We start from the raw sequence: 24,991 nt of genomic DNA, 5'->3' as shown, positions 1-24,991 counted from the left end.
AGTCGGCATCATGGCATTGCTGCTCATTTTTATCCTGCCGTTTGCGCTGGTCGTTTATCAGCTTGTAGGCGAAATTGGCGATCGGCTAGAGTTTGCCAACGCTGAGCGACAAGGCGTTTTATACCTTCCTCGGCTGGAGCAGCTCTTGCACGATGTCTCAGAGGCGCAGTGGCTTCTGCACCAGTCTGAGTTCAGCGAAGAACTCCAAGCACAAGCGCAAAAGATCGATCGCGATCTGGCAACCCTGGCAGCAGTGAATCAGCAGGTTAGACAACGCCTCCAAACGGCAGCCGGAGTTAAGCAAGCGCAAGAAACCTGGGCAGTCCTCCAGCAGGTCGAAACTCACTTGCGTTCGCAGCCCTCCTCCAAAACAGCGTCAATTGAAGCAGGCTCGATCGCTGTCGTAGATGAAATTTACAGTGAGCTTATTCAACAGATTCGGCTGCTCATGCTTCAAGTGGGCGATCTCTCGAATCTCATTCTTGACCCAGATTTGAGCAGCTATTATCTAATGAATTTGGTGCTGCTCAAACTACCAGAAGCACAGGAACTGCTGGCACAAGCTCGCCTTCAGGAAGCTGAATGGATGCATCCGTTTGTCTCTCGATCGGAGGTACGCGAAAAACTCCTTTCCCTGATCGGGCAGATTCAGATTAACCAGCAGGAAATCGATCGCAGCTTTGCCACTGTGCTTCAGGAGAATCACCAGCCACAGCTTCAAACGGCTCTCACTGCCCTGGTTGAACAATTACAAAGTACAACCCGCCGGTTGCTAAAGCAGCTTCAGACAGCGACCCAGCAGCCAGCGATTCAGCCTGAAACCCTTTCCTTTACGTCTGCCCAACTCAATCTTGCAGCAGAGGCTCTTGAAACCAGCTCTACCCTGTGGCAGCAAGCCGCACAGCAGCTCGATCGCCTGCTCCAAGTTCGAATGCAAAAAGCACAGCAAAAAATTATGGTGGTTGAAGCATTTGCAATCGTCGTCATCATGACGGTGTTTGCGCTATTTTTCCTTACAGATCGCAATCTTGCTAGACAGCGCCGATCGGAGCGACACATCAGTGCCCAATACGCCGTAACAGGAGTGCTGGCGACTTCTCCTTCGCTAGAAGAAGCAGCCCCCCAAATCCTCAAGGCAGTCTGCGAGAGCCTGAACTGGGAGATGGGCGAACTCTGGGAGGTAAACCAGTCCGACAATGCTTTGGCATGGATTGCAGGGTGGCATCGTGAAGATCTAGACGCAGCAGAATTTGAAGCCCGATCGAAGGAAATAACCCTGCCAATCGGAGTTGGATTGGCCGGTCATGTTTGGCAGCAAAACAAGCCACTCTGGATTCCTGACTTCAAGCAAGATCCAAATTTTGTGCGAAAGCCGATCGTTCCAGCGGGGGTTCATGCGGTCTGTGGCTTTCCGGTCGTTGCCAATCAGCAGGTCTTAGGAGTCGTGACGTTTTATAGCCATCGAGTGGCCCCGATCGATAGCGGCTTGCTCGATCTGATGAATGCGATCGGTGCACAAATCGGACAGTTTATGGAGCGGCAGCACACCGAATCCGCCCTGCGGCAAAGCGAAGAAGTGCAGCGGCTCGCTCTGGGGGCAGCCCGAATGGGAGCATGGACCTGGAATATCCAGACAGGTCAGGAACATTGGTCTGAGGAGATTGAACAGCTATTCGGCATGAAGCCAGGCTCCTTTAAAGGGGATTACGACACATTTATTAGTTTGGTGCATCCGCAGGATCGCGAACGGCTACAGAAAGCGCAGGCGAAGGCACTCGCAGGCAATCAGGACTACGCAGCAGAATTTCGCATTCTCTGTGAGGGCGGGAATGTGCGATGGATTGCTAGCTGGGGCAGAGTGTCTCGCGATGAGACAGGTCAGCCGCTGCAAATGGCAGGCGTTTCGATGGACGTTACCGATCGTAAAAAATCAGAAATCTCGCTGGCAGCCAGCGAACGACTGCTGCGGCAGGCAGAAGAAAAATATCGCAGTATTTTTGAGAATGCGGTAACGGGAATCTTTCAAACCACTCCAGAAGGGCAGTATCTCAGCGCGAATCCAGCTCTGGCACAGATTTACGGCGATGATTCAGCCGAAGCGTTAATCGATCGCATTCATGACATCGCGCAGCAGGTTTATGTGGACCCCAATCGACGCGAGGAATTTGTGTATCTGATCGAAAAAACAGGGGCAGTTTCAGATTTTGAGTCGCAGGTGTATTGCAAAGACGGGCAGGTAATTTGGATTAGCGAGAATGTGATCAGCGTCCGAAATGACTCTGGCAGGCTGCTTTACTACGAAGGCACAGTCGAAGATATCACCGAGCGCAAACGATCGCAGGAAGCGTTGCAGCAGCAGCTTTTAGCGATCGAGGCGGCAAGCGTCGGAATCGCAATGCTCGACGCACGGGGACAATACGTTTATGTGAATACTGCCCACGCCCGCATTTATGGCTACCCCAGTTCTGCAAATCTGATCGGCAAAGTCTGGAAGGTTTTATATTCACCGACCGAGCTGGCACGTTTTGAGCAAACCATTATGCCGAAGTTCTTTCAGGAGGGCTACTGGCGAGGCGAGGCGATCGGTCAGCGTCAGGACGGCAGCCTGTTTCTGCAAGAGATATCGCTGACCGCGCTAGATAACGGTGGACTCATTTCCATTGTTCAAGATATCACCGAGCGCAAACAAAGCGAAGCAGCTCTACGAGAGCGGGAAGAACGGTTTCGGACCCTGCTCAATAACATCTCTGGAGCGGTGTATCGCTGCGCCTACGATGAGCATTGGACAATGGAATTTATCAGCGATGCGGTAGAGCAGATCACCGGATATCCGCCCGCTGCCTTTATCGACAACAAAACACTGGCTTATGCAGATGTCATTGCAGACGAAGACAAACTTGCTGTCCAACAAATGGTTGACCAAGCAATCGAGAAACGCCGCCCCTTTGCAGCAGAGTATCGCCTGTGTCATGCAGACGGCTCGATCCGCTGGGTCTACGAGAAAGGACAGGCAATTCTGAACGGCAATGGGCAGGTCGTTTGTCTCGACGGCGTGATTGTCGATATCACCGAGCGCAAACGCACCGAAGAACGCCTGCGGCTACTGCAATCGGTGGTTATTAACACAAATGACTCGGTGATCATTGCCGAAACGCGAACCCTCAATCCACCCCTTCTGGAAATTGTCTACGTCAATCAGGCATTTACCCGAATCACAGGCTACACTCCCGAAGAAGTGATCGGTCGATCGCCCATGATGCTGATTGGAGAACAAACCGATTGCGCCGTTGTCGACCGATTACAGCAGGCATTGATTCAGCAAGAAGTAATTCAAACCGAACTGCTGGCTTATCGCCAAGACGGCTCAGAGTTTTGGCTAGAACTCGAGATGGTTCCGATCGCCAACGAACACGGCGCGACCACTCACTGGATCTCAGTGCAGCGCGATACTAGCCAACGCAAACAGGCAGAAGATACGCTGCGAAGAAGCAAAGAAGACGCCGAAGAAGCTAGCCGCGCCAAGAGCCAGTTTCTCGCCAACATGAGCCACGAACTGCGAACCCCGCTCAATGCCATCATCGGCTACAGCGAAATGCTGCAAGAAGACGCCGAAGACCTGGGACACAGCGACATTGTGCCGGATCTCGAAAAGATTCGCGGAGCCGGAAAACACCTACTGGCACTGATTAATGACATTCTAGATATTTCCAAGATCGAAGCCGGAAAAATGGAGCTTTATCTGGAAACATTTGACATTGCCCAGCTCGTCGCCGAGGTCGAAAGCACAATTCAACCTTTGATCGAGAAAAACAAAAATCGGCTCGAAATTCATTGCCATCCCGATCTGGGAATAATGCACGCCGATCTCACCAAAGTGCGCCAGGCTTTATTTAATCTGCTTAGCAATGCCTGCAAGTTCACCGAACACGGCACGATTACCCTTACCGTCGATCGCCAGCAGGAAACTGCCCTGCGTCCACCCCAATTCACCTTCCAAGTCAGCGATACCGGAATTGGCATGACGCTAGAGCAGGTGCAAAAGGTGTTTCAGGCATTTACGCAGGCAGATGCCTCAACCACGCGTAAGTATGGCGGCACAGGTCTGGGACTGGCAATCACACGCCATTTCTGCCAGATGATGGGCGGCGAAATCACAGTTAGCAGCAAAATCGGCGAGGGATCAACGTTTACAATTTATTTGCCGATCGCAGTCACCAACCCTAAGGAACAGCATTCACGGCGCAGCAGCGGTTTTGCAGGTAATGGTTTTGCAAATAATGGTTTTGGAGCAACGGCTGACCCTGTACTCCATTCCCAGTCCACCTCAGCCCAGTCTGCTCTAAAGCCATTTGCTCCTGAAGCTCAGATTGGAACGATTCTTGTGATTGATGACGATCCAAGCGTTCGCGAACTGATGATCCATTACCTCAACCGCGATGGGCTGCAAGTCATGGTTGCTGCGTCTGGAAACGAAGGCTTAGAGCTTGCCCGCCAGAAGCGTCCCGATGTGATTACGCTGGATGTGCTGCTGCCTCAAATGAACGGCTGGGAAGTTCTCTCGATGCTCAAGGCGGATGCGGATCTGGCAGATATTCCCGTGATCATGATGAGCATTATTGACGATAAGCAGCAGGGCTTCACGCTGGGAGCCTCGGATTATCTCACCAAGCCGATCGACTACAAACGATTAACGCGTCTGCTCGAACACTATCGCCCCAAGTCTACCGAAGCAGAAAACGACCCGGAATTGCCAAACGCTCAAGCCGGACCCGCGATCGGACAAGTGCTGATTGCAGAAGACGACCGCACAACCCGCGAAATGTTTCGGCGGATGCTAGAAAAAGAAGGGTGGCAAGTGACAGAAGCCGCGAACGGTCGAATTGCCCTAGACTCCCTTGCACAGCAGACTCCTCATCTGATCTTGCTGGACTTGATGATGCCTGAAATCGACGGCTTTCAGTTTATCCATACCCTGCGCCAGCATCCCCAGTGGCGATCGTTACCCGTGATTGTTGTGACCGCAATGGATCTGACCCCACAGGATCGGCTATACCTGAGTAGTTCCGTCGAGCAAGTGCTACAAAAAGGATCTTACGATCGAGACGCTTTGCTGCACGAAGTGCGTGAGTTAACTCTGAGCTGGGTTCAGCGTCGGCAAGCGAGAGGATAAGCCATGAGTATGAAACCAGCCACTGTCAAAATTCTGGTCGTTGACGATAACGAGGTCACCCGGCTTTATATTGCCCGTCAACTGCAACAGCAGTACGATGTGACGCTGGTGACTCATGGGCGCGAGGCGTTAGAGCGGCTCCATACCGAATCTTTTGATCTGGTGCTGATGGATGTAGTGATGCCGGAGATGAACGGCTATCAAGTGCTGGAGCAAATTAAAGCCAATCCTGCCCTCCGGTCGATTCCGGTCATTATGATTTCTGCAAGCGATGACCACGATCGCGCCATTCGCTGTATCGAAAAAGGGGCAGAAGACTACCTGGCAAAACCGCTCAACGCCACGCTGCTCAACGTCAGAATTAATGCCTGTCTGGAGCGCAAATGGCTTCGCGATCAGGAGCAGGCATACCTGCATCAGCTTCAGCAAGAAAAGGCGCAGGTCGAAGCCGCCCATCGCGCAAAAAGTGCCTTTCTCGCCAATATGAGCCACGAACTGCGGACTCCCCTCAACGCCATCATTGGCTACAGCGAGATTTTGCAGGAAGACTTGCAGAGCGAAGGGGCGATCGACTACCTGCCCGACCTGGAAAGAATTCATACCTCAGGCAAACACCTACTGCGGTTGATCGACGATCTGCTAAATATCGCCAAGATCGAAGCAGGCAGAATGGATCTGTATCTCGAAAGCTTTGAGGTGAAAACGCTGATTAGCAAAGTCGTTCAGGAAGTGCAGCCCCTTATTGGAGCAAACGGAAATCGTCTGGTAGTCTTCTGCACCCCCGACCTGGGAACCCTGCACGCCGACCTCAGCAAAGTCCGTCAGATCCTCTGGAACCTGCTTACCAACGCCGCCAAATTTACCAGCAATGGCACGGTGACGCTCAAAGTCGAGTCCCGATCGATCTCCCCCAGCGCTCTGACCACCCCCGACTCCCTGATCTCCCCTGTTCCCCACATTCTGTTTGAAGTCACTGACACAGGCATCGGCATCGCCGAAGAACAACAGCCCTTCATCTTCCAGCCCTTCACCCAGGGCGACGAATCCAGCACCAGAGAATACGGCGGCACAGGCTTAGGATTGGCAATCGCCTATCGCTTTTGCACCATGATGGGCGGCTCAATCACTGTTTCCAGCACAATTTACAAAGGCACAACGTTTACCGTAATGCTGCCCGTCACCGTCGATCGCTCAGCTTCCCTTCATCCTGAAAAAGAACCGCTTCACTCTCCACCCCTCATCCCCCCATCCCCCCATCTCCTTCCCCCATCCCCCCATCTCCTTCCCCCATCCCTCACTCCTTCCCCCATCCCTCACTCCACTCCCCGCCAACCCACCTTCACCGACCTGATCTTGGTAATCGACAACGATCGCAGCGTTCGCGATGTTATGGTGCAGCAGCTTAACCAAAACGGCTTCCGGGTCGTTACAGCCTGGTCGGGCAGTGAAGGGCTAAGGCTAGCGCGAGAACTAATGCCGGGGCTGATCATGCTGGATATGGCAATGCCGCAGATGGATAGCTGGATCGTGCTGTCAATGCTCAAGTCCGATCCGCTACTGGCAAATATTCCCGTCGTCGTGCAGGGAACGCACGAAAGCTATTATCAGGAAAATCATCACCCCGAAAGCCATCACCCGGAAAATCATCAAGCAAGCTATTGTGCCCTGCCTGCCGGATTTGTGCTAGGCATCTGCGAAGTGTTGACCGATGCCAACTCCTTTAAGCGACTCACCGCACTGCTTCAGGCATACCCACGATCGACTCAGGAAATCCTGCTTATCCAAGAAGACCGAACCACCGAACAAATCCTCCACCGTTTGCTGACCAAAGCCGGATGGCAAGTGTTAACCGCAGACCTTTCGACTGCCCTGCGTCCCTGCGCCCAGCCGCCCGATGCGATTTTGATTGATTTGCTCACCTCGAAACCAGGTAGCTTTGAACTGCTTGCTAATTTGCGGCAGATCCGCGAGTGGAAATCTATTCCCACGATCGCCACGATCGCCAGCGATCTAACTCCGGCTCGCTATCAGTTCTTAAATACCAGCGTGGCTCAGCTGATGAAGCGAAGCGTTCTGCAAAATCCACTGCTTCAACAGGTACAGCCCTATATTCTTTCCCATTTGCAGCAGGAACCAATCCGATAGAAGGGACTGGGAGAAAATCGCTATACCAGGTGCCTGTTGGCTCTAGGCAAACTTCGGGCACTCTAGGGTAGGAAGTCAGTATGTGCATCCACTAGGTGATTAAATTTTTGAGTTTAATGAAATTGCAGTCGATCGTACTGTAGTTGGCTATGAGCAACTCATCATACGGATTTGCGTCAATCCCCCTACATGAGGTGCCATCTGGGAGAACAAGAGATGCCCAAGATTCTCTTAATCGAAGATAATGAAATGAACCGAGATATGCTCTCTCGGCGGCTAACTCGCAAAGGAATTCAGGTTGTGATTGCGACAGACGGAGAACAGGGCGTTGCCCTTGCACTTTCCGAGTCTCCCGATCTGATCCTGATGGATATGAGCCTTCCGGTGCTGGATGGCTGGTCTGCTACTCGCCAAATCAAAGCCACTCCTGCCACGCAAAAGATTCCCGTCATTGCGCTGACTGCTCACGCGATGGCAGGCGATCGCGACAAATGCCTGGAAGCAGGCTGCGACGATTATGACACCAAGCCAATCGAATTCACCCGTCTGATGGGTAAAATCCAAGCACTGCTGGTCAAAGAGGCAGCAATATGACAGACCAGGGGCGCGTACTGGTAGTAGATGATAATGAGATGAATCGAGATCTGCTATCTCGGCGGCTTCTGCGTCAGGGACATCTGATCGCCATGGCAGAAAACGGGCAGGAGGCTCTAGAACAGCTTCAATCGCAGCCGTTTGACCTTGTGCTGCTCGATATTATGATGCCCGTGATGAACGGCTATCAGCTTCTTGAAAGCCTGAAGGCAGACCCCGACCTGCGCCATATTCCGGTCATTATGATCTCTGCGCTAGATGATCTCGATAGCGTGGTGCGCTGTATTGAGCTGGGCGCAGAAGATTATTTGTTTAAGCCCTTTAACCCAACACTGCTCAAAGCTAGAATCGGAGCCAGCCTGGAGAAAAAGCGGCTGCGTGATCAGGAACAAGCCTATCTTCAGCGCATTCAGGACGAGCAAGAAAAATCAGAGCGGCTACTGCTCAACGTGCTGCCCAAACCAATCGCCGATCGTCTGAAACAGGGACAGCATACGATCGCCGATAATTTTAGCGAAGTGACGGTGTTATTTGCCGATATTGTCAGTTTTACGCAGTTGTCGGTCTCGCTGTCTCCCACCGCCCTGGTCGAACTACTGAATCAGATTTTTTCCACGTTTGATCAGCTCGTCGAACAGCACGGACTGGAAAAGATTAAAACGATCGGAGATGCCTATCTAGCGGTGGGTGGCTTACCAATGCCTCGTCCTGATCACGTTCAAGCCGTAGCAGATTTGGCTCTGGCAATGCAGGCGGCGATCGCGCAGTTCACCGTGCCAACTCCTGACGGAGGAACCAGAACCCTGATGATGCGAATCGGCATTCATACAGGAGCTGTGGGTGCAGGCGTGATTGGCACAACCAAATTTTCCTATGACCTGTGGGGCGATACCGTCAACACCGCCAGCCGCATGGAATCCCAGGGCGTTCCCGGCAAAATTCAGGTTACGGATACAACCTATCAGCTTTTGCAGCAGCAGTATGATTTTGAAGAACGTGGACTGGTTGATATCAAAGGCAAAGGGGAAATGAGAACTTATTTTCTCTACCAGAAGCGATCGAACTAAGCCCAGTTCTAGCTGCTCCCCGACTTCAGCCCTGCTACATTTGCAGCCCTGCTAGATTTGCTTCTGAGCAGGACGCGGAGGGTCGGGAAGGTCTGTACCGCGGTCAGTTAGCGTATCAATCAGATCGCCTGTCTCTGACAGAATCGTCTCAGCCAATAAATCCGCCTCATCAGAACTGAGCGATGATTCCAGACGGTGAATCAAAATTTTCTGAAGTCTGGGACCATCTGCCGCCTCAACAGTCATCTCGTAGGTTTCGTACTGAAGCTTTTCTCCGACAGCGGGAATCTTCTGCATTTGATAAATCAAAAATCCGCCCAGCGTTTGATAATCCTCTGATAGGGGTAAATTCAGATCCAGCAGTTCGTTAACCTCTTCTAGATCGGTTTGCGCCTGCACTCTGAAATTTTGGTCGTCTATTACTTCAATGTCGGGTTCTTCCAGATCTTCGCCTTCGTGGGTATCACCCATAATCTCGGCTGCTAGATCTTGCAGTGTCACCAGACCTGCCGTGCCCCCAAACTCATCTACAACGATCGCCATTGGCTGGCCCGATCGCTGCATGAGCTGCAACAATTCGCTGAGGTGAATATTTTCCGACACAAACTGTGCCGGACGCACCCATGCCTGCACCGGACTATCAAGCTTCAGCATTCCCTGGCTCAAAGGTTCTGCCAGTTCTTTGAAGTGCAAGATTCCGGTAATGTCGTCTAAGGATTCGCCCATGACCGGATAGCGCGAATGTCCAGAACTAGCGACTTCTTGCAAAAGATCCTGGAACGTTGCTTCACGCGGCAGTGCCACAATGCTGATCCGGGGAATCATCACTTCTCCGGCAGTCACGTCAGCAAAGGCAAACACATTGCTCAGCAATTCTCGCTCTTCCTCCTCCAATCCGGGGGATTCGGTCGAGGTGGCAATGATCAGCTCCAGTTCTTCGGGCGTGACCCGGTTGTACCAGCCCTGCCCCGTGTAGGGAACACCCAGCAACCGCAGCAGCCAGCGCGTAGACTGATTCAAAATCCAGATAAACGGATTAAAAAAGCGGGCGATCGCCTGACTTGGCGCACCCAAAAAGCGAGCCAACTGCTCTGGATACATTAACGCCACTGATTTTGGGCAAAGCTCACCTAGTACAATTTGCAGATAGGCAATCAGCAAAAAGGCGATCGGCAACGCCAGCGAATGAGCTAGCACGTTCCCCACCCCAGACGGCAGGGGCAGCCGCAGCAGCAACACCGACAGCAGCACCGCTACCGTGCTTTCGCCAATAAAGCCCAGTGCCAAACTGGATAAGGTAATGCCAATTTGAGTAGTAGACAGCAGGCGATCGATCCCACGCTGCAAGTCCTGCACTGTCTTTGCCTGCACATCTCCGGCAGACACAAGCTGGCTAATTCGCGATCGACGTACAGAGACGATCGAAAACTCAGCTGCCACAAAAAAGCCGTTAATCATAATCAACAGCAGCACTGCCAACACTCGCAGCAGCACATCGGAACCGCTCAAAACCGGGAGTGTATCGGCTGATGCGCTTAGGGCAGGAGAAACCATTGATTTGATCAACTTAAAAGCAGTCTAGAAACAGCAGTCTAGCAGGAGGAAAACGGTTTAGAGAATGTTTGAGGAGTTGCCAATCTCCGACAGCGTCCCCTAGATCCCCCAACATTGGGCGACTTTGAAGCGCAGAGAAGGCTCGGCTTCCCCCAGAATGAAGGGAGCGAGGGGGCGGTTCGGGACGCATTGATACATCTTCAAAGCACCCTCTCAAGAAGCCTATTTGCCTGACTCCATTTTGGCTTTCACCTGCTGCAAAATGTCCTCCTCTTTAAGGAAGGTTAGCCCTTCTCGGCGAACAGGCTTACCCTGGGCATCGGTCACATTGTTCACTGGACGGGCATCAGGTTGAGTGATTCCCTTGAGTGCCTCTCGCCCAGTACGATAACCCCAAGCGGCACTACCGACCCCTGCCCCCACCATCACGGTCAGCAAAAAAAGCGTTAATACAACGGTTGAATTCACGGATGCTGCTGATATTCGTCAAGCATCAGGATACAATAGAAGCCAAAAGATCGAGAAGTCAAAAGACTGAAATATTACCAGGGTTGGCCGAGCGGTTTAGGCAGCGAACTCATAATTCGCCTCAGGCGGGTTCAACTCCTGCACCCTGGACTCCATTAAACTTTAACTAAATTTAAACTAGACTTTCGTAGTTTTCGATCGACGGTTTTCTATCCTTCAGAAGGATCGCAAGCGGCTAAGATAAAGCAACGGATCGGCAGTCGCTCTGCCTGATAGGATGATGGGTAAGCCAAGATGATGGGTAAGCCAATTGGCACTCGATGCCTCTTCCTAACTTGGTCTAAAGTTCCCTGGAGTGACTGGGTCTAGAATTGATCAGTGAGATCCAACCACCGGATCTCTGGGCTACCCTTCGCAGTTGCACTACTTCCTGCCGAATGACTTCAGCACCGCATCAGAGCCATCTATTAATCATCGAAGACGACAAAGGACGGTGTGAATACACCCTGGATCAGCCAATCTATTCGATCGGTCGTGACCCTAAGTGCGATATTCGGCTGGTTTCTCAGTTCGTCTCCCGTCGTCACGCCACGCTTATTCAGCAGCCCAACGAAGACGGCAGCTACTATTACCGAATTGTAGACGGCAATCTCAGAGGGCAATACAGCGCAAACGGACTGCTGATCAATGGGCGCAAGCTGCAAGCACACAACCTCCAGCACGAAGATAGAGTCATTTTTGGACCGCGAGTGCAGGCAATCTATCACCTGCTAAAGCGCGATGCAATTACAACTGTGCCACCAGATGAATATGACATTACCCTGATCAGCCCTAATATGACGGGTGATCCAGAAGAAGATTCTGTTGGCTAAACATCGCCCTACATTTTCAGGTTTTGTCAATCTCTTTGTGCAATTTTTCCGGCCTATTGGAAGGAATCAGAGCTTGTCTTGCTGATCAGCGGCAAAAATGAGGTGCAGTAGCGTTTACGAGGCACGGCGTGCTTGCTATTACTTCCTCTAATCGTATGAAACTCGATTCTCTTCAACCTGATGCAGATTATTTTCTGCGCCTCATTTGGCAGCTTGAACGATCGGCAGCAGACTTTCACCAATTCCGCTAAAACGGGCGATCGTGCCCTTTCCGCTAAATCCGAATCGCCTTACCCGTCACCACAATCCCGCCGCTGGTCGGAATTTTTACTCCAAGCTGACTGGGGCGACCCATCGCTGCTCCCTGAAGAATCAGGAGTGTAGCTGGCACTGGGATGAGTTGAGCCGATCGCAGATACCCGCCGAGCGCAGCCGCCGCAGCCCCCGTTGCCGGATCTTCTACCACGCCCCCGACTGGAAAAGGATTGCGAGCATGGAAGACAGTATCGCTCTCACGCCACACAAGTTGTAGCGTCGTCAGACCCTCCCGCAGCATGAGTGCCTTGAGTGCCTCGAAATCGTAGTTCAGTTCTGCCAGACGCTGTGCCTCCGCAACCGCAAGCACTAAATGCCATGCCCCAGCGTAGGCTCTTGCAGGAGGAATCGATCGGTCGAGGTCGTCGGGTGCCCATTTCAGTGCAGCAAGAGCTTGGCTGACGAGCGCATCAGACGCAGGCGCAGAGCAAGGCTCAACAGAAGTCAGAGACGCTTCATAATGACCGTCGCGCTGGGACACTGTAACAGGTATTGTTCCAACCAAGGTTTCTAACCGATAGGTTCCATTGCCGTCGTTTTCGCCCAGTAGGACTCCAGTGGCGATCGTGGCGTGTCCACAAAACGAGACTTCGGCTTCAGGGCTATAGTAACGAACCGTTCGATCGGCTCCGGCGGCAGGCGCGACAAAGGCAGTTTCCGAGAAACCAACCTCAGCGGCGATCCGCTGCATGGTTTCAGGATCGGGAAGCGTATCTCCAACCCAAACACCCGCAGGATTGCCTCCATCAGGAGTCGTTGTAAAGGCGGACAGACGATAAAGGGTTCCTGAAGTCATGATTGAGTAGAAGACATGTTGTTCAAACTACCAGTGATTATAGTGAAAGGTAGAGTCTCCCGAAGAAGCTCTACCTCTGGCTAGTTTGATGAAAACACCTCAAACTAATACTTCTTTCAGCACGTCCAACGTCTGAACTCTTTCAAGCAGTGATAATACTGCTCGACCCTTTTCAAGCTGGCTGCAATAAAAACTTGTGATCGTTTCTAATCCTTTCTGGACACCAACAACCATTGCCTTGTCGATCGCTTGAACATCAGGCTCAAACTGTGCTCGATACTCTTTAGCTCGCACTTGCTCTGCTTCAGCAAAGGCTGGATGCATTGATGCTACAACCTCACCTAAAATTGCACTTTCGAACAATTCAAATGGTGGACAGGTTAAGCAAGGAGTTGGATCGATTGGTAGGGGGAGCGGCTCGATTAATTCAGGCGGCAAGAAGTCAAGGATGAACTCCGTCACCAAGCAGGGTGACAGTACGTGCTTCAAGATATCCTTGAATCTTTGCCCAACTTCAAACACCGACCCTTCAAACGCGAGTTCCTGCGAAGCTTGGTAAGTATAAAGGCTATTCCAAGCCGCATTGCGGAAGACTTGATAGCGCGAGCTGCGATTTGCAAGCCATAACCCAATGTTGCGATAGTAAGCTTTAATCTTGGCGTAGTTGCTTGAGGCGGTATCGGCAGCAAGCGATCGCAGGTTGATGTTGAGCTGGTGATGCCAGGTGGAATCAACAACCACGCGACCCACGCCTTCTTTAGACCCATCGTAAACTCCCACTAAGCCAAAATCGCGTGCAGGGGTTGGTCCTTTATCAAAGGTATAGGATGGCTCCGATAGGGTATGGGCACGGGCAATGATTTTTGGTCGTGTCTGAGTTGCACCTGTTTGCGGATACTCTGGGCCTGAGTACACTGTTCCATCTGCGGCAGAGAAGCTGAACGTGCCTGTCACAACGACCTGGTTGTCTTCAATGACTTGCCCTTCGTGCTGATGATCTGGGAAAACATTGATTGGTCCCAGGCTACCCGCACACAGGATTGGATGAGGTTCTTTTTGAATTGTGAAAGCACCAGTTCGTTTTGAGTACTCTGGAATCCATTCGATCGGCTGTGGCGTTGCATCGGCTTGATTCTCGCCTGGAATGTTGGTGTCTCCAGGATTGCGAGGTCGATTTGTATCGAAGCGATCGTAGCCTTCAAACGTGGGTGGATTGTCAGCTATCAACCACTTACGCATCGTCCGGACTCGCGGAATCCGGTGACACATACTCGCACCCAAATGGGCATGGTCACCTGTTGCGAAAACACCGCCCTGGCGTTCATTCATCCAGCGCGCCAATTCGGCTAACTCTGCATCTTGAGCATATAGCGGATGCGAGGTTACTTCGGTATCGATAAAAGCGCCATTACCGGGCTGCAGCCCAAAGCACCAAATTTGCTGAAATTGATCGATAACTAGATTGCCGTCTTGAGTGCTATTAAATCGAAAACCTGTGTAGTGAGGTTCCCCAACAGATGGATTGGGATTAAATGAGAAACTACCTGTTCGTGTTGCCTTCTTTACAGAGAAATAAACACTCGAAGAGAAGTTTTCTTCGAGTGCAGCAATCATCATGCTTAAGCCAAAATCCGCATCGCCGAAGGTGATCCCATCAGTCACGATGAGGATTGAGATGCGCTGCTTAAGCAGCGGCAAGTACTTTTCGAAATCGATGTAAACTGGCAATTGCTCGAAATCGCGTAGCTGGTTTAATTCAATCAATTCTCGGATCGATAGACGAGGTTTCGGCAAAGAATTACTATCCATAAAAACTTTGGATTAGAAATACTGTGCCCTCAATCTAAGTCACCCAATCGTGCCTCAGCAGGACCCTCAAGGGTAATCCCTTGTTACGAGACTTTTTGTAATTAACTTGCAACAAATGACAACCAAAAATCGACAACAAAAAACTGCTCCCGGCGAACCAGGAACAGTGATGAAACTCAATTAGATAGATCGATTCAGACGATCGCCTTAATTACTGAGCAGAAGCCAGCACCTTTTCACTAGCATTCGGATTTGCCTCCGAGCTTTCCGCTTCAGACGGCGGCACCACCTGCCAGAACTTCGGCAGAGCCTCTGACCAGTTTTCCAGGATTTCCTTTGCCTTGGGGCTACCTGTGCGATCGGCGTGAGCCTGGATCAGGTCTTTGAGCTGCTGTTCGCCTGCGGGGGTGACAACGCGCTGAACTTTAACGATTTCCGGGTTGACCTTGGTAGGGAAGCTGCCATCTTCATCGAAGAAGTAGGCTAAACCGCCCGTCATGCCTGCGCCCACGTTGCGTCCGACGCGACCTAGAACAACGACAACACCGCCCGTCATATACTCGCAGCAGTGGTCTCCGGCTCCTTCGATGACTGCCTGCGCCAGCGAATTCCGCACGGCAAAGCGTTCGCCTGCCTGTCCGTTAGCAAAGAGCTTACCGCCCGTTGCGCCGTAAAGACAGGTATTGCCGACAATCACATTTTGGGAAGGAGCATAGGTTGCGTCTGCAAAGGGTCGGATGGCAATTTCGCCGCCGTTCATGCCTTTGCCCACGTAGTCATTTGCTTCGCCTTCCAGGTTGAGCGTCAGACCCGCCAGGTTAAACGCACCAAAGCTCTGACCGACGCTGCCCGTGAAGTTGAGCGTGATCTGACCGCTAAAGCCCGTGTCGCCATACTGCTTCGCGATCGCTCCCGAAATTCGTGCGCCCAGCGATCGATTGGTGTTGACCACCCGGTAAGCCTTGCTGATCGTGCCGTGAGTCGCGATCGCTTGCTGAATTTCGGCATCTGCCAGGATTTCGTCATCCAGCACTGCGCCGTTGCTGTGAACCGTTTCATGCTCTAGCCAGCTTCGATCGGTGCGTGTGTCCGGCAGGTGGGTCAGGCAGTCGAGATTGATCGCCTGAGTCTTGGTGAGGCTGGCATCTTCCCGCACCTTCAGCAGGTCTGCCCGTCCAATCACGTCTTTCAGCGATCGGTAGCCCAGCCGTGCTAAGAGCGATCGAACTTCCTCTGCCACGAAGTAGAAGAAATTAACGACGTGCTCTGGCATGCCGGTGAACCGCTGACGCAGCTTTTCTTGTTGGGTTGCCACGCCAACCGGACAGTTGTTGGTATGGCAGATCCGCGCCATGATGCAGCCCTCAGCAATCATCGAAATCGAGCCGAAGCCGTATTCCTCTGCGCCCATTAATGCCGCCATTAGTACATCCCAACCTGTTTTGATGCCGCCATCTGCCCGTAGTAGGACGCGATCGCGCAATCGGTTTTCGATCAGCACCCGATGCACTTCGGTTAAGCCCAGTTCCCACGGGACGCCTGCGTGTTTAATCGAGCTGAGAGGTGATGCGCCCGTGCCGCCATCGTGACCGGAAATTTGGATGATGTCGGCATTTGCCTTTGCCACACCCGCAGCGATCGTGCCAATGCCCACTTCTGCCACCAGCTTCACTGATACTTGGGCTGCCGGATTAATCTGGTGCAGGTCAAAGATGAGCTGGGACAAATCCTCGATCGAGTAAATGTCGTGGTGAGGCGGCGGGGAAATCAGCGTCACTCCGGGCTTCGATCGACGCAGCATCGCAATGTAAGAGCTGACCTTCTTACCGGGCAACTGTCCGCCTTCACCCGGTTTTGCACCCTGCGCCATTTTGATTTCGAGCTGTCTGCCACTCATCAGGTATTCAGGAGTCACCCCAAAACGACCCGATGCCACCTGCTTGATTGCTGAACTTGCCGTATCACCATTGCGTAAGCCTTTCAGATGGGAGAACGCAGCCGATTTGCCGTTTTCATCCACATCGTTCAGAACCTTGAAGCGCACCGGATCTTCGCCACCTTCGCCAGAGTTCGACTTGCCGCCCAGGCGGTTCATCGCGATCGCCAAAGTCTCATGCGCCTCCCGCGACAGCGATCCAAGCGACATTGCCCCCGTACAGAATCGCTTGACGATTTCTTCCACAGGCTCCACTTCTTCGAGCGGGACAGAGGGACGATCGCCTTTGAAATCTAGCAAGTCGCGCAGAGCCGTCACCGGACGCTCCGACAGGTATTTCTTGTACAGCTCGTAGTGGTCGTAGCTCTTGTCGCCCACCGCTTTGTGCAGGTACTTTGCCATTTCCGGGCTGTTCATGTGGTACTCGCCGCCCGGTTTGTAGTTGAAGAAACCAAAGTTCTCCAGCTTCTTCGTCGTCAGTTCGGGGAAGGCGCGGCTGTGAACAGCAATGATTTCCTGTGCCAACTCACGAATGCTGATGCCACCCACGCGAGACGCAGTTCCCTCAAATGCCAGGTGCAGCAGATCGTCGCCAATGCCGATCGCCTCAAAGATTTGCGCCCCCTGATAGCTTGACAGCAACGAAATTCCCATCTTCGAGAGGATCTTGAGCAGACCTGCCTCGACCGCCTTGCGGTAGTTATACTGTGCGCCCGTAATGCTGATCGCCGAGAGTTTGCCCGTTTCCATCTGCTTCTGGGTCTTAGCATCAAACCACCAGTGGCGCACCGTTTCCCAGGCAAGGTATGGACAAATCGCACTGGCTCCGTAGCCAATCAAGCAGCCAAAGTGATGTGTGCTCCAGCACTGTGCCGTATCTACAATCAGCGAGGCTTTCATCCGCAGTCCCTGACGAATCAGGTGATGGTGAACCGCGCCTACTGCCAGCATCGGCGGGATATAGCTGTATTCTTGACTTAGATCACCCTCGCCCGATCGATCGCTGAGAATCAAAATTTGCTTACCCGATCGCACCGCAGCCGTCGCTTCCTGACAGAGCTGTGTCACTGCCCGCTGAAGTCCATCAGGACCATCTGCCACTTTAAAGAGAGTAGACAGGGTCGCCGTCTCTAAGCCCGACTGACGAATCTGCTCCAGGTCGCCATCGTTGAGCACCGGAGATTCCAGCTTCAGCAGCCGCGCAAACTCTGGCTTCGCCTCCAGCAAGTTGCCCCGCTCACCCAGCGACATTCCCAGCGACATCACTAGGCTTTCCCGCAGGGGGTCGATCGGCGGATTTGTCACCTGGGCAAACCGCTGCTTGAAATAGTCATACAGCAGGTGAGGCTTACTCGACAGCACTGCCAGCGGAATATCGTCACCCATGCAGAAGGTCGGCTCTTTGCCCTGAGATGCCATTTCCTGGATGATCATCTCCACGTCTTCCGTGGTGTAGCCAAAGGCAGTCTGGCGACGCAGCAGGGCGGGTGCTTCGAGCTGACGCGCATCGGGGAATTCCTGTAGGGTCAGCTCACAGCGATATTGCTGAAGCCATTGTCGGTAGGGCTGTTGCTGGGCGATTTGCTGCTTGAGTTCCCAGTTCTTCAGAACTTCATTCGTTTCCAGGTTGAAGGCGATCGCCTGTCCCGGACCGAGCCGTCCCTTCTCCAGAATCTCAGATTCGGGCAGATCGGTCACGCCTGCTTCCGATGCCACCACAATGTAGCCGTCTTTGGTGATGCTATAGCGTGCCGGACGGAGACCGTTGCGATCGAGCGTTGCACCCACAATCTTGCCGTCGCTAAACACCAGCAGCGCGGGACCGTCCCAGGGTTCCTGAAGTCCACTGTAGTAGTCGTAGAAATCAGTAATTTCGGGATAATTTGCCAGGTCAGGCTGATTTTGATACGCCTCTGGAACCATGATCATCACGGCTTCAAGCGGCTGTCGCCCCGACTGAACCAGCAGCTCCATCACATTATCCAGGTTGGCAGAGTCGCTGTTTTCGGGATTGACCACGGGCATCAGGTCAGCAAATCGATCGCCCCACACCGGATGCGACAAGCCCGGCTCTCGCGCCATCATCCAGTTGATATTGCCCAGCAGCGTATTAATTTCGCCGTTGTGACCCAACAAACGCATCGGCTGTGCCAAGTGCCATTTGGGCATCGTGTTTGTGCTGAAGCGACGGTGATACACCGCAAACACACTCTGATAGAGCGGATTCTGGAAATCCTGATAAAACTCGCCCAGTACCACCGATCGCACCATGCCTTTATAAACAATTGTGCGGTTCGAGAAAGAGCAAATATACAGCTCGTTCAATTTGGGCTCCTGCGCGGCGGCATCTTCAACAGCTTGCTGAATTTGCTTGCGGGTCAGATAGAGTCGTCGCTCCAGATCATCGCCCCGAAGGGAATCAGACTGGACAATCACCTGCTCGATCTGCGGCTGGTTTTCCCGTGCCTGAATGCCCAATACCGCAGGCTTTACCGGGACTTCGCGCCAGCCCAGCACCTTCAGCCCTGCCGCCTGAATTACGCCGTTAGCTATCTCGCGCACCATTGAGGCGATCGAGCTATCTTGGGGCAAAAACACCATACCCACGCCCAAAGTAGCCGTGTCAGCCGCCTGAATGCCCTGTGCCGAAAGCCAATCGCGCAACAACTCCCAGGGAACTGCCGTCATTACCCCTGCGCCGTCTCCCGAATCCTGGTCTGCGCTACAGCCACCCCGATGCTCTAAACAGGTTGCAGCGGCAAGTGCTTTTTGCACTAGCTCATGACTTTTGCGCCCCTGCTGATCGGCAATAAAGCCCACTCCGCAAGCATCCCGCTCCTCAACTAGCCAACGCTGCCCTGCATAACCCATATTGATTCCCTGTTGATTTTGACGATCCTGATTCACGCTTGAACTACTCCCATGAGGTGATTAGACTTGCCCACTGAACTTGCCCGCTGATTCAATTCATCCCCTGAGGGTGCTGGGTAACGACAGCCGCACCATTTCTGATTCGTTCCTGATATAAATTTTCCGCGATTCTTTCCCCTGGTTTCTCTATGCAGGCGCAGCCATGAGAGACTGCCAAGCTGTACTGTCGCCACTGCTTCTAATGACTCCGCTCAAACACTCACAAAGGTCATCGCCCTTCGACCCAATTTCGGAGCTGAGGCAAAAATCACCAATTTGCGCCAGAGGCTGGCAATGCAGAAATTTTAGACAGAGTGAAGATCTTATAAAAACTCAATGTCCTTGACAATCCCTCACCTCAGTTGAGTCTATTTAAGGGTTGCAGTTCTGGTATGCCAGTGGTTTACCCTGTCGGGTTTATCCCACTGATTGAGGCGATCGTCTCCGCAAGCTTGATCATGCTTCTTTCTTTATTATGAAGCGAACTTTACGTTCCTAGGGGCAATCGCGCCCAATTTTCAGGATTAGCTGACATCTGAAGCGATCGGCAGGAAACATAATTTCACTGGAAAGGTAGAAAATTCAAAGACAAAACGGTAGATAACAAGTTAACAACAATTTGTAACGGTCTGGCGGCAACTTGAAACAATCGACGGAATTCTAAAAGGAAAGAAACTATGCTGAACAGCAGCAGTTTTCTGGTTGCTTCTTTTTCTCTCCCCACACCGTGACTAACCCTAGAATTCGCACCCATCGCCGTCGTCGGTATCATCAACGCCGATTGACCTACGTTCCTCAGACCTTCAGCCTGAAGCGGGTTCATTGGATTTTAACCGCTCCCCTGCTGGTCGTTGCTCTGTCCCTGGCCCTCACAAGGCAGCGCGTCATTGCTAATACCTTTGAGCAGCCCATTCCTCAAAAAGCGTTTCTCAGTCCTGCCTGGGTTCCCACCCTGGCGCAGGCAACCATTCCAGTTCCGCTCACTCGTCAAGGCGGGCAGATCACGCTCAATGGTCGTCCGCTCGACGCGATTTGGAGCCAGCGACAGCAGCAAATTGGCATCAGCGATGCTGCCTTAGCCCGCAGGTTCGGCGTCAATCTTCTGAGCAGCAACGACGAAACTCAGCAGCCGATCGAGTGGTTTTCTAATACTGCCGATGGCACACAGGCTCCGCTCAAGCTAAGCACTTGGCTGACCGAGCAATATCGCTATCTCAATATCTCGACTCTGGCGCAACAGTTTGGCTGGGAGATGCAGATATCAGGGGCAAATCTGCAAATCAACACCCCGCCCGCAAAAATTTTGTCTGTCCGGCAGGGGCGGCAGTCCTGGGGCGATCGCATTGTGATTGATCTCGATCGGGCAACGCCCTGGCAAATCAGCGAAGAAGGCAATGCAGCCGTCATTACTCTCGATGCCCCGATCGCGCCTGCCTTGCTGCGGGGGTTTTCAGGGCGACCGGGCAGCTATATCCGAGGATTGAATGTGGCAAGCAGCGGCGATCGCACCGTGATCCGCCTCCGGTTTGCTGATGCTGCCCGTCCAAGGGTCTGGTCGCTGAATAATCCCAACCGGATTCTGGTTGACATCCGTGCCGATGCGCTGCAAGAGCAGAGTATTGCCTGGTCGCCGGGAATGCGCTGGGCTCAGCAGTATGTCAATTTGGGCGGCGATCGCTTTCCGGTGGTTGCGCTAGAAATTGATCCCCGCAGTTCAGAAGTGCAGCTCAAGCCAATCTGGGGCAATCCAGACATGAAGGGCACCCAGCCTTTGGTGACAACGGCTCAGCGATCGCAGGCAGCCGCAGCTATTAACGGTGGATTTTTTAACCGCAATAATCAATTGCCTTTGGGCGCAATTCGACGAGACGGGCGCTGGATGTCGGGTCCAATCCTGAATCGGGGCGCGATCGGCTGGGATGAAAACGGCAATGTCACGATCGCACAGCTCAGCATTCAGGAAACCCTCCTTGCTGGCAACGGCAATCGAATCACGCTGCGATCGCTCAACAGTGGCTTTGTCAATGCAGGCACAGCCCGATATACGCGAGAGTGGGGAGCCAGCTATACGCCAATCCTCAATAACGAAGTGGTTATGACGGTGCAGAATAATCAAGTCGTGCGGCAGCAGCAAATGGGTCTTGCCGGACAAACGCCGGTTTCTATTCCTTCAGACGGTTACTTGCTCGTCGTGCGATCGGATAGAACTGCCTCGGAAGCCCTTAGAGCTGGAACTTCTGTCCAGATCGAGATGGCAGTCCAGCCGGATAACTTTAGCCGCTACAGCCAAATTTTGGGGGGTGGTCCAGTCCTCATGCTTGATGGGCAAATTGTGCTGAATCCAACAGCAGAGCAGTTTTCAACCGCCTTTATTCAGCAGGCTGCTTCTCGAAGCGTGATTGCAACGACTGGGGCAGGTAAACTCATGCTCATCACCGTGCATAACCGCATTGGGGGCGCGGGTCCAACCCTTGCAGAAACTGCACAGATCACACAGCAGCTTGGCGCAATGAACGCCCTCAATTTAGACGGAGGTAGCTCAACGTCCCTTTATCTTGGAGGTCAGTTAATCGATCGTCCTGCCAGCACTGCTGCCCGGGTCCACAACGGAATTGGCGTATTTGTGCAGCCTAGGCTGTAGTTATGCCGAAGCTGTGCCGAAGTTATGCCGAGGTTTGGCAATGCAGCCGCTTGCGTTCTAAGTAATCCTTCGGTTGCGGCAAAAAGTTTCATAAAGTCAGACTGGCTCTGACGGCTTAGATTGTAAAGAGGGTATGTGAATTGAATGAACTGGAGGCAATTGTCTTGGGGCAGCTTAGATGACTTTGCTATATTCACTCCAGAACGGCAATTCACGTCATGCTTGTTCTCTCCCCGCTCAAACTCGCCCTCAGGATTGGATCGCTGTTTTGAATCGATCGTCTCATCCAAAGCTGCAAACTGGCTCCCTCGTCTGTTCTTGTCAGTCCTACTCGCCCAACTCCTACAAATCCTTGCCCTCTCAACTTCCAGCCCTACAGATTCCAGCCCTATCAATTTCCAGCCGTTAAGCATTCAACTTAGCTTTGTCAGCATTGGAGGAAAAAAGTCGTGGCTCAAGCCAAAGAAGCAACTAAATCGGCAGCCCTGAGTCTGACCAGCCCTGTAAATGCTCCCAGCATTGCAGCAACAGAACTTCGCCCTTGGGGAGCGTTTACGGTTCTGGAAGAAGGGCAGGGCTACAAGATCAAGCGCATTGAAGTAAAACCGGGACATCGCCTCAGCCTACAGATGCACCACCACCGTAGTGAACACTGGATTGTTGTATCGGGCACAGCGCGAGTTATTTGCGGTGACGAAGAAAAGCTGGTGTTCTGCAACCAGTCCACCTATGTGCCTGCCTGCACCCAGCACCGCCTGGAAAACCCCGGAGTCATTCCCCTCGTGCTGATCGAAGTGCAAAACGGTGAGTACCTGGGCGAGGATGACATCATTCGCTTTCAGGATGACTACGCCCGCGAAAAATAGACGAATCTCGCAGTTCTGTCGATCGGCGTTCGACGAATTCAAACAATTGAGACGTTGGCTTGGGGGCAGTAAGCCCCTTTTTTTAATGTTCGCAAACCGTCACGGAATTTCTGGCTCTCCTTGACGCAGGATTTCTAATTCTCCTTGGCACAGGGAAAATAATGATCGCTTTACTCCGTATGAATAGAAAGTGTGAATAGAAAAAATCGATCGCAGTAAGATAGTGAACGATAAAAACCGCGAAAAGAAGATAGCAAAGACTATGATTCACCTGAGCCAGGCGGCAGTGACCGAAGTAAACCGCATCCAGGCACAATCAAGCAAGGCTCAACCTTTATTTCGGCTGAGCGTTCAGGCAGGAGGCTGTGCGGATTTGCATTACGTGCTGGAACTGGACAAGCAGCAGCAGTCAGGGGATCAAATCATTCACTGCGATGGAGTGCAGATTGTGATCGATTCCCAGAGCCTGCAATACCTGAAAGGACTGACGCTGGACTATACCGAAGACCTGATGGGCGGCGGCTTTCGCTTTCACAATCCCAATGCAGTGCAAAACTGTGGCTGCGGCAATTCCTTTTCGATCGCGCCGTCATCTTAAGTCTAGAAAGCAGCCAGTCTAAAATTAGCCGTTGTGCCTCAATGCCTGTTCTTATTTCTTTGGCAGGGGCTGTTCTGGCGCATCTATCAACAGCGTCGTGGGCGGAGCCGTTGCTAACGGATCAAACTTAGAAGCTCGAATTCGATCGCCTGTCTCCTTAATAAAGCTGGCGATCGGCACGGAAATAATCAGCCCTAAACCGCCTGCAATCTTCAAACCAATAAACAGCGAAATTAGCATCCAGACAGGATTCAGCCCAGTAATGTCGCCAATAATGCGCGGACCCACTACGTTGTCATTAATTTGCAGCACGATCAGCGCAATCAGCAGCACCTTGACGCCAAGCCAGAAATTTTGCAGGGCAAGCAGCAGACTCACCACGATAATGCTGCTTACGCCACCCAGGGGCACTAGGCTACAGGCTCCAATCACCACACCAAACAGCAGCGCGAGCGGCACACCCAGAATAAACAGCGTCGTGGTCTGCTCAACGCTCAAAATCGTTGCTAGCGTTACCTGACCCACGATAAACCGCTCAAAGTTGTCCGGCAGAAATTCGCGAATCTGTGTATTCCACTGTGCCGGGAGCCAGCTCAGTAGCCCCGTCCACAAACTCTCCCCTCGCAGCACCAGAAACGCCGCAAACACGATCGTCAAAAACACATTCACAATGCTGCCGATCGCCCCAAATACCAGACTCACGAGCTGTCCGGTCAAGAGCCGCAGGGTGCGCGAGAGCCGATCGCCCAGCTGGGCAATATTCTGCACCACGTTTTCCCGAATGTCGATCGGGAGCTGCTGCTCGGCTGCCCAGGTTTCCAGACTGTTGAGCTGCTGCCGACCCGACTCGATCCATTCCGGCAAGCGTGTCAGCAGTTCGTTTGCCTGTCGCAGAATTAGCGGACCCAGGAAAAAGCCCAGCGTAATCAGCAAAAAGATGAACACTAGAAAAACCAGTGTCACCGAAATGCCTCTGGGCATATTGAGCTGTGCTAGAAACCGAATCGGATAATCGAGCAGGAAGGCGATCACCGTTGCTGAAATTAAAATGCTGACAAGGGGTTCCAGCTCTCGCACCACGAGCAGCAGCAGCCAACCATTCAGAAACAGAAGTGGAAACGCCAATCCCCAAGTGATAAAGCGTGGGACTCGGCTGAGGGCTTGAAACATAGAATGCAACCGAACAAGCTGGAGCAAGACTCCAAGAAGATTATGGATTTAAGAATGCCATATTTCTCTAGGATCTGGCA

At 52.5% G+C, this 24,991-nt stretch carries 15 protein-coding genes and 1 tRNA gene; 10 read left to right on the top strand and 6 right to left on the bottom strand.

Going from position 1 to position 24,991, the window contains the following annotated elements; genetic code table 11:
* The first annotated feature begins 10 nt into the window (after positions 1 to 10).
* The 4 genes from H6F80_RS29305 to H6F80_RS25065 all read left to right on the top strand — a co-directional run bounded on the left by H6F80_RS29305 (position 11) and on the right by H6F80_RS25065 (position 8,976).
* Positions 11 to 5,170 (top strand): PAS domain S-box protein, encoded by a 5,160-nt coding sequence (locus H6F80_RS29305; protein WP_199296815.1) that lies wholly within the window; start codon positions 11 to 13, stop codon positions 5,168 to 5,170.
* 3 nt (positions 5,171 to 5,173) lie between these two features.
* A complete protein-coding gene (locus tag H6F80_RS25075; RefSeq protein WP_190794235.1) occupies positions 5,174 to 7,315 on the top strand; it encodes a response regulator in 2,142 nt (713 codons plus the stop codon).
* Between the two features lie 216 nt (positions 7,316 to 7,531).
* The gene (locus H6F80_RS25070) at positions 7,532 to 7,909 is read left to right on the top strand and encodes a response regulator (protein WP_190794234.1); all 378 of its coding nucleotides are present in this window, start codon (positions 7,532 to 7,534) and stop codon (positions 7,907 to 7,909) included.
* Positions 7,906 to 8,976 (top strand): adenylate/guanylate cyclase domain-containing protein, encoded by a 1,071-nt coding sequence (locus H6F80_RS25065; protein ID WP_190794233.1) that lies wholly within the window; start codon positions 7,906 to 7,908, stop codon positions 8,974 to 8,976. Before H6F80_RS25070 ends, H6F80_RS25065 begins: the two co-directional genes overlap by 4 nt.
* Before the next feature lie 51 nt (positions 8,977 to 9,027).
* Here H6F80_RS25065 and H6F80_RS25060 read toward each other — a convergent pair whose 3' ends face one another.
* Both H6F80_RS25060 and H6F80_RS25055 read right to left on the bottom strand, forming a co-directional pair.
* Positions 9,028 to 10,530, bottom strand: a complete 1,503-nt coding sequence (locus H6F80_RS25060) for a hemolysin family protein (protein ID WP_190794232.1) — start codon at positions 10,528 to 10,530, stop codon at positions 9,028 to 9,030.
* 222 nt (positions 10,531 to 10,752) lie between these two features.
* Positions 10,753 to 10,998 carry a hypothetical protein gene (locus H6F80_RS25055; RefSeq protein ID WP_190794231.1) on the bottom strand — a complete coding sequence of 82 codons (246 nt, stop codon included), beginning with the start codon at positions 10,996 to 10,998 and terminating at the stop codon, positions 10,753 to 10,755.
* A gap of 77 nt (positions 10,999 to 11,075) precedes the next feature.
* On the opposite strand from H6F80_RS25055, the gene H6F80_RS25050 reads away from it, so the two are divergent.
* Positions 11,076 to 11,148, top strand: a tRNA-Ile gene (locus H6F80_RS25050).
* 287 nt (positions 11,149 to 11,435) lie between these two features.
* Complete coding sequence (locus H6F80_RS25045; protein ID WP_190794230.1) at positions 11,436 to 11,870, top strand: FHA domain-containing protein; 435 nt, start codon at positions 11,436 to 11,438, stop codon at positions 11,868 to 11,870.
* Positions 11,871 to 12,144: 274 nt separating this feature from the next.
* On the opposite strand, the gene H6F80_RS25040 is transcribed toward H6F80_RS25045, so the two are convergent.
* The 3 genes from H6F80_RS25040 to gltB all read right to left on the bottom strand — a co-directional run bounded on the left by H6F80_RS25040 (position 12,145) and on the right by gltB (position 19,633).
* On the bottom strand, positions 12,145 to 12,981 hold the full coding sequence (locus H6F80_RS25040; protein WP_190794229.1) for a PhzF family protein: 837 nt from the start codon (positions 12,979 to 12,981) through the stop codon (positions 12,145 to 12,147).
* A 99-nt stretch (positions 12,982 to 13,080) separates the two neighbouring features.
* The gene (locus tag H6F80_RS25035) at positions 13,081 to 14,643 is read right to left on the bottom strand and encodes a hypothetical protein (protein WP_190794228.1); all 1,563 of its coding nucleotides are present in this window, start codon (positions 14,641 to 14,643) and stop codon (positions 13,081 to 13,083) included.
* Between the two features lie 358 nt (positions 14,644 to 15,001).
* Entirely contained in the window at positions 15,002 to 19,633 is a 4,632-nt protein-coding gene (gltB, locus tag H6F80_RS25030) for a glutamate synthase large subunit (protein ID WP_518523646.1), read from the bottom strand.
* Positions 19,634 to 20,363: 730 nt separating this feature from the next.
* Here gltB and H6F80_RS30955 point away from each other — a divergent pair.
* From H6F80_RS30955 to H6F80_RS25010, 4 genes are all read left to right on the top strand, one after another.
* Positions 20,364 to 22,277: a phosphodiester glycosidase family protein gene (locus H6F80_RS30955; RefSeq protein WP_190794227.1), complete on the top strand. Its 1,914-nt coding sequence runs from the start codon at positions 20,364 to 20,366 to the stop codon at positions 22,275 to 22,277.
* A gap of 178 nt (positions 22,278 to 22,455) precedes the next feature.
* Complete coding sequence (locus H6F80_RS25020) at positions 22,456 to 22,686, top strand: hypothetical protein (protein ID WP_190794226.1); 231 nt, start codon at positions 22,456 to 22,458, stop codon at positions 22,684 to 22,686.
* Between the two features lie 76 nt (positions 22,687 to 22,762).
* Positions 22,763 to 23,143, top strand: a complete 381-nt coding sequence (locus H6F80_RS25015; protein WP_199296816.1) for a phosphomannose isomerase type II C-terminal cupin domain — start codon at positions 22,763 to 22,765, stop codon at positions 23,141 to 23,143.
* Between the two features lie 262 nt (positions 23,144 to 23,405).
* Positions 23,406 to 23,741, top strand: coding sequence for a HesB/IscA family protein (locus H6F80_RS25010; protein WP_190794224.1), 336 nt, complete (start codon positions 23,406 to 23,408; stop codon positions 23,739 to 23,741).
* 51 nt (positions 23,742 to 23,792) lie between these two features.
* Here the strand turns inward: H6F80_RS25010 and H6F80_RS25005 are convergent, their stop codons facing one another.
* Positions 23,793 to 24,911, bottom strand: a complete 1,119-nt coding sequence (locus H6F80_RS25005) for an AI-2E family transporter (RefSeq protein ID WP_190794223.1) — start codon at positions 24,909 to 24,911, stop codon at positions 23,793 to 23,795.
* Between the last annotated feature and the right edge of the window lie 80 nt (positions 24,912 to 24,991).

Source organism: Leptolyngbya sp. FACHB-711, from assembly GCF_014695615.1.
Classification (GTDB): domain Bacteria; phylum Cyanobacteriota; class Cyanobacteriia; order Elainellales; family Elainellaceae; genus Leptolyngbya_A.
This window is presented reverse-complemented; position numbering and strand designations above follow the sequence as displayed.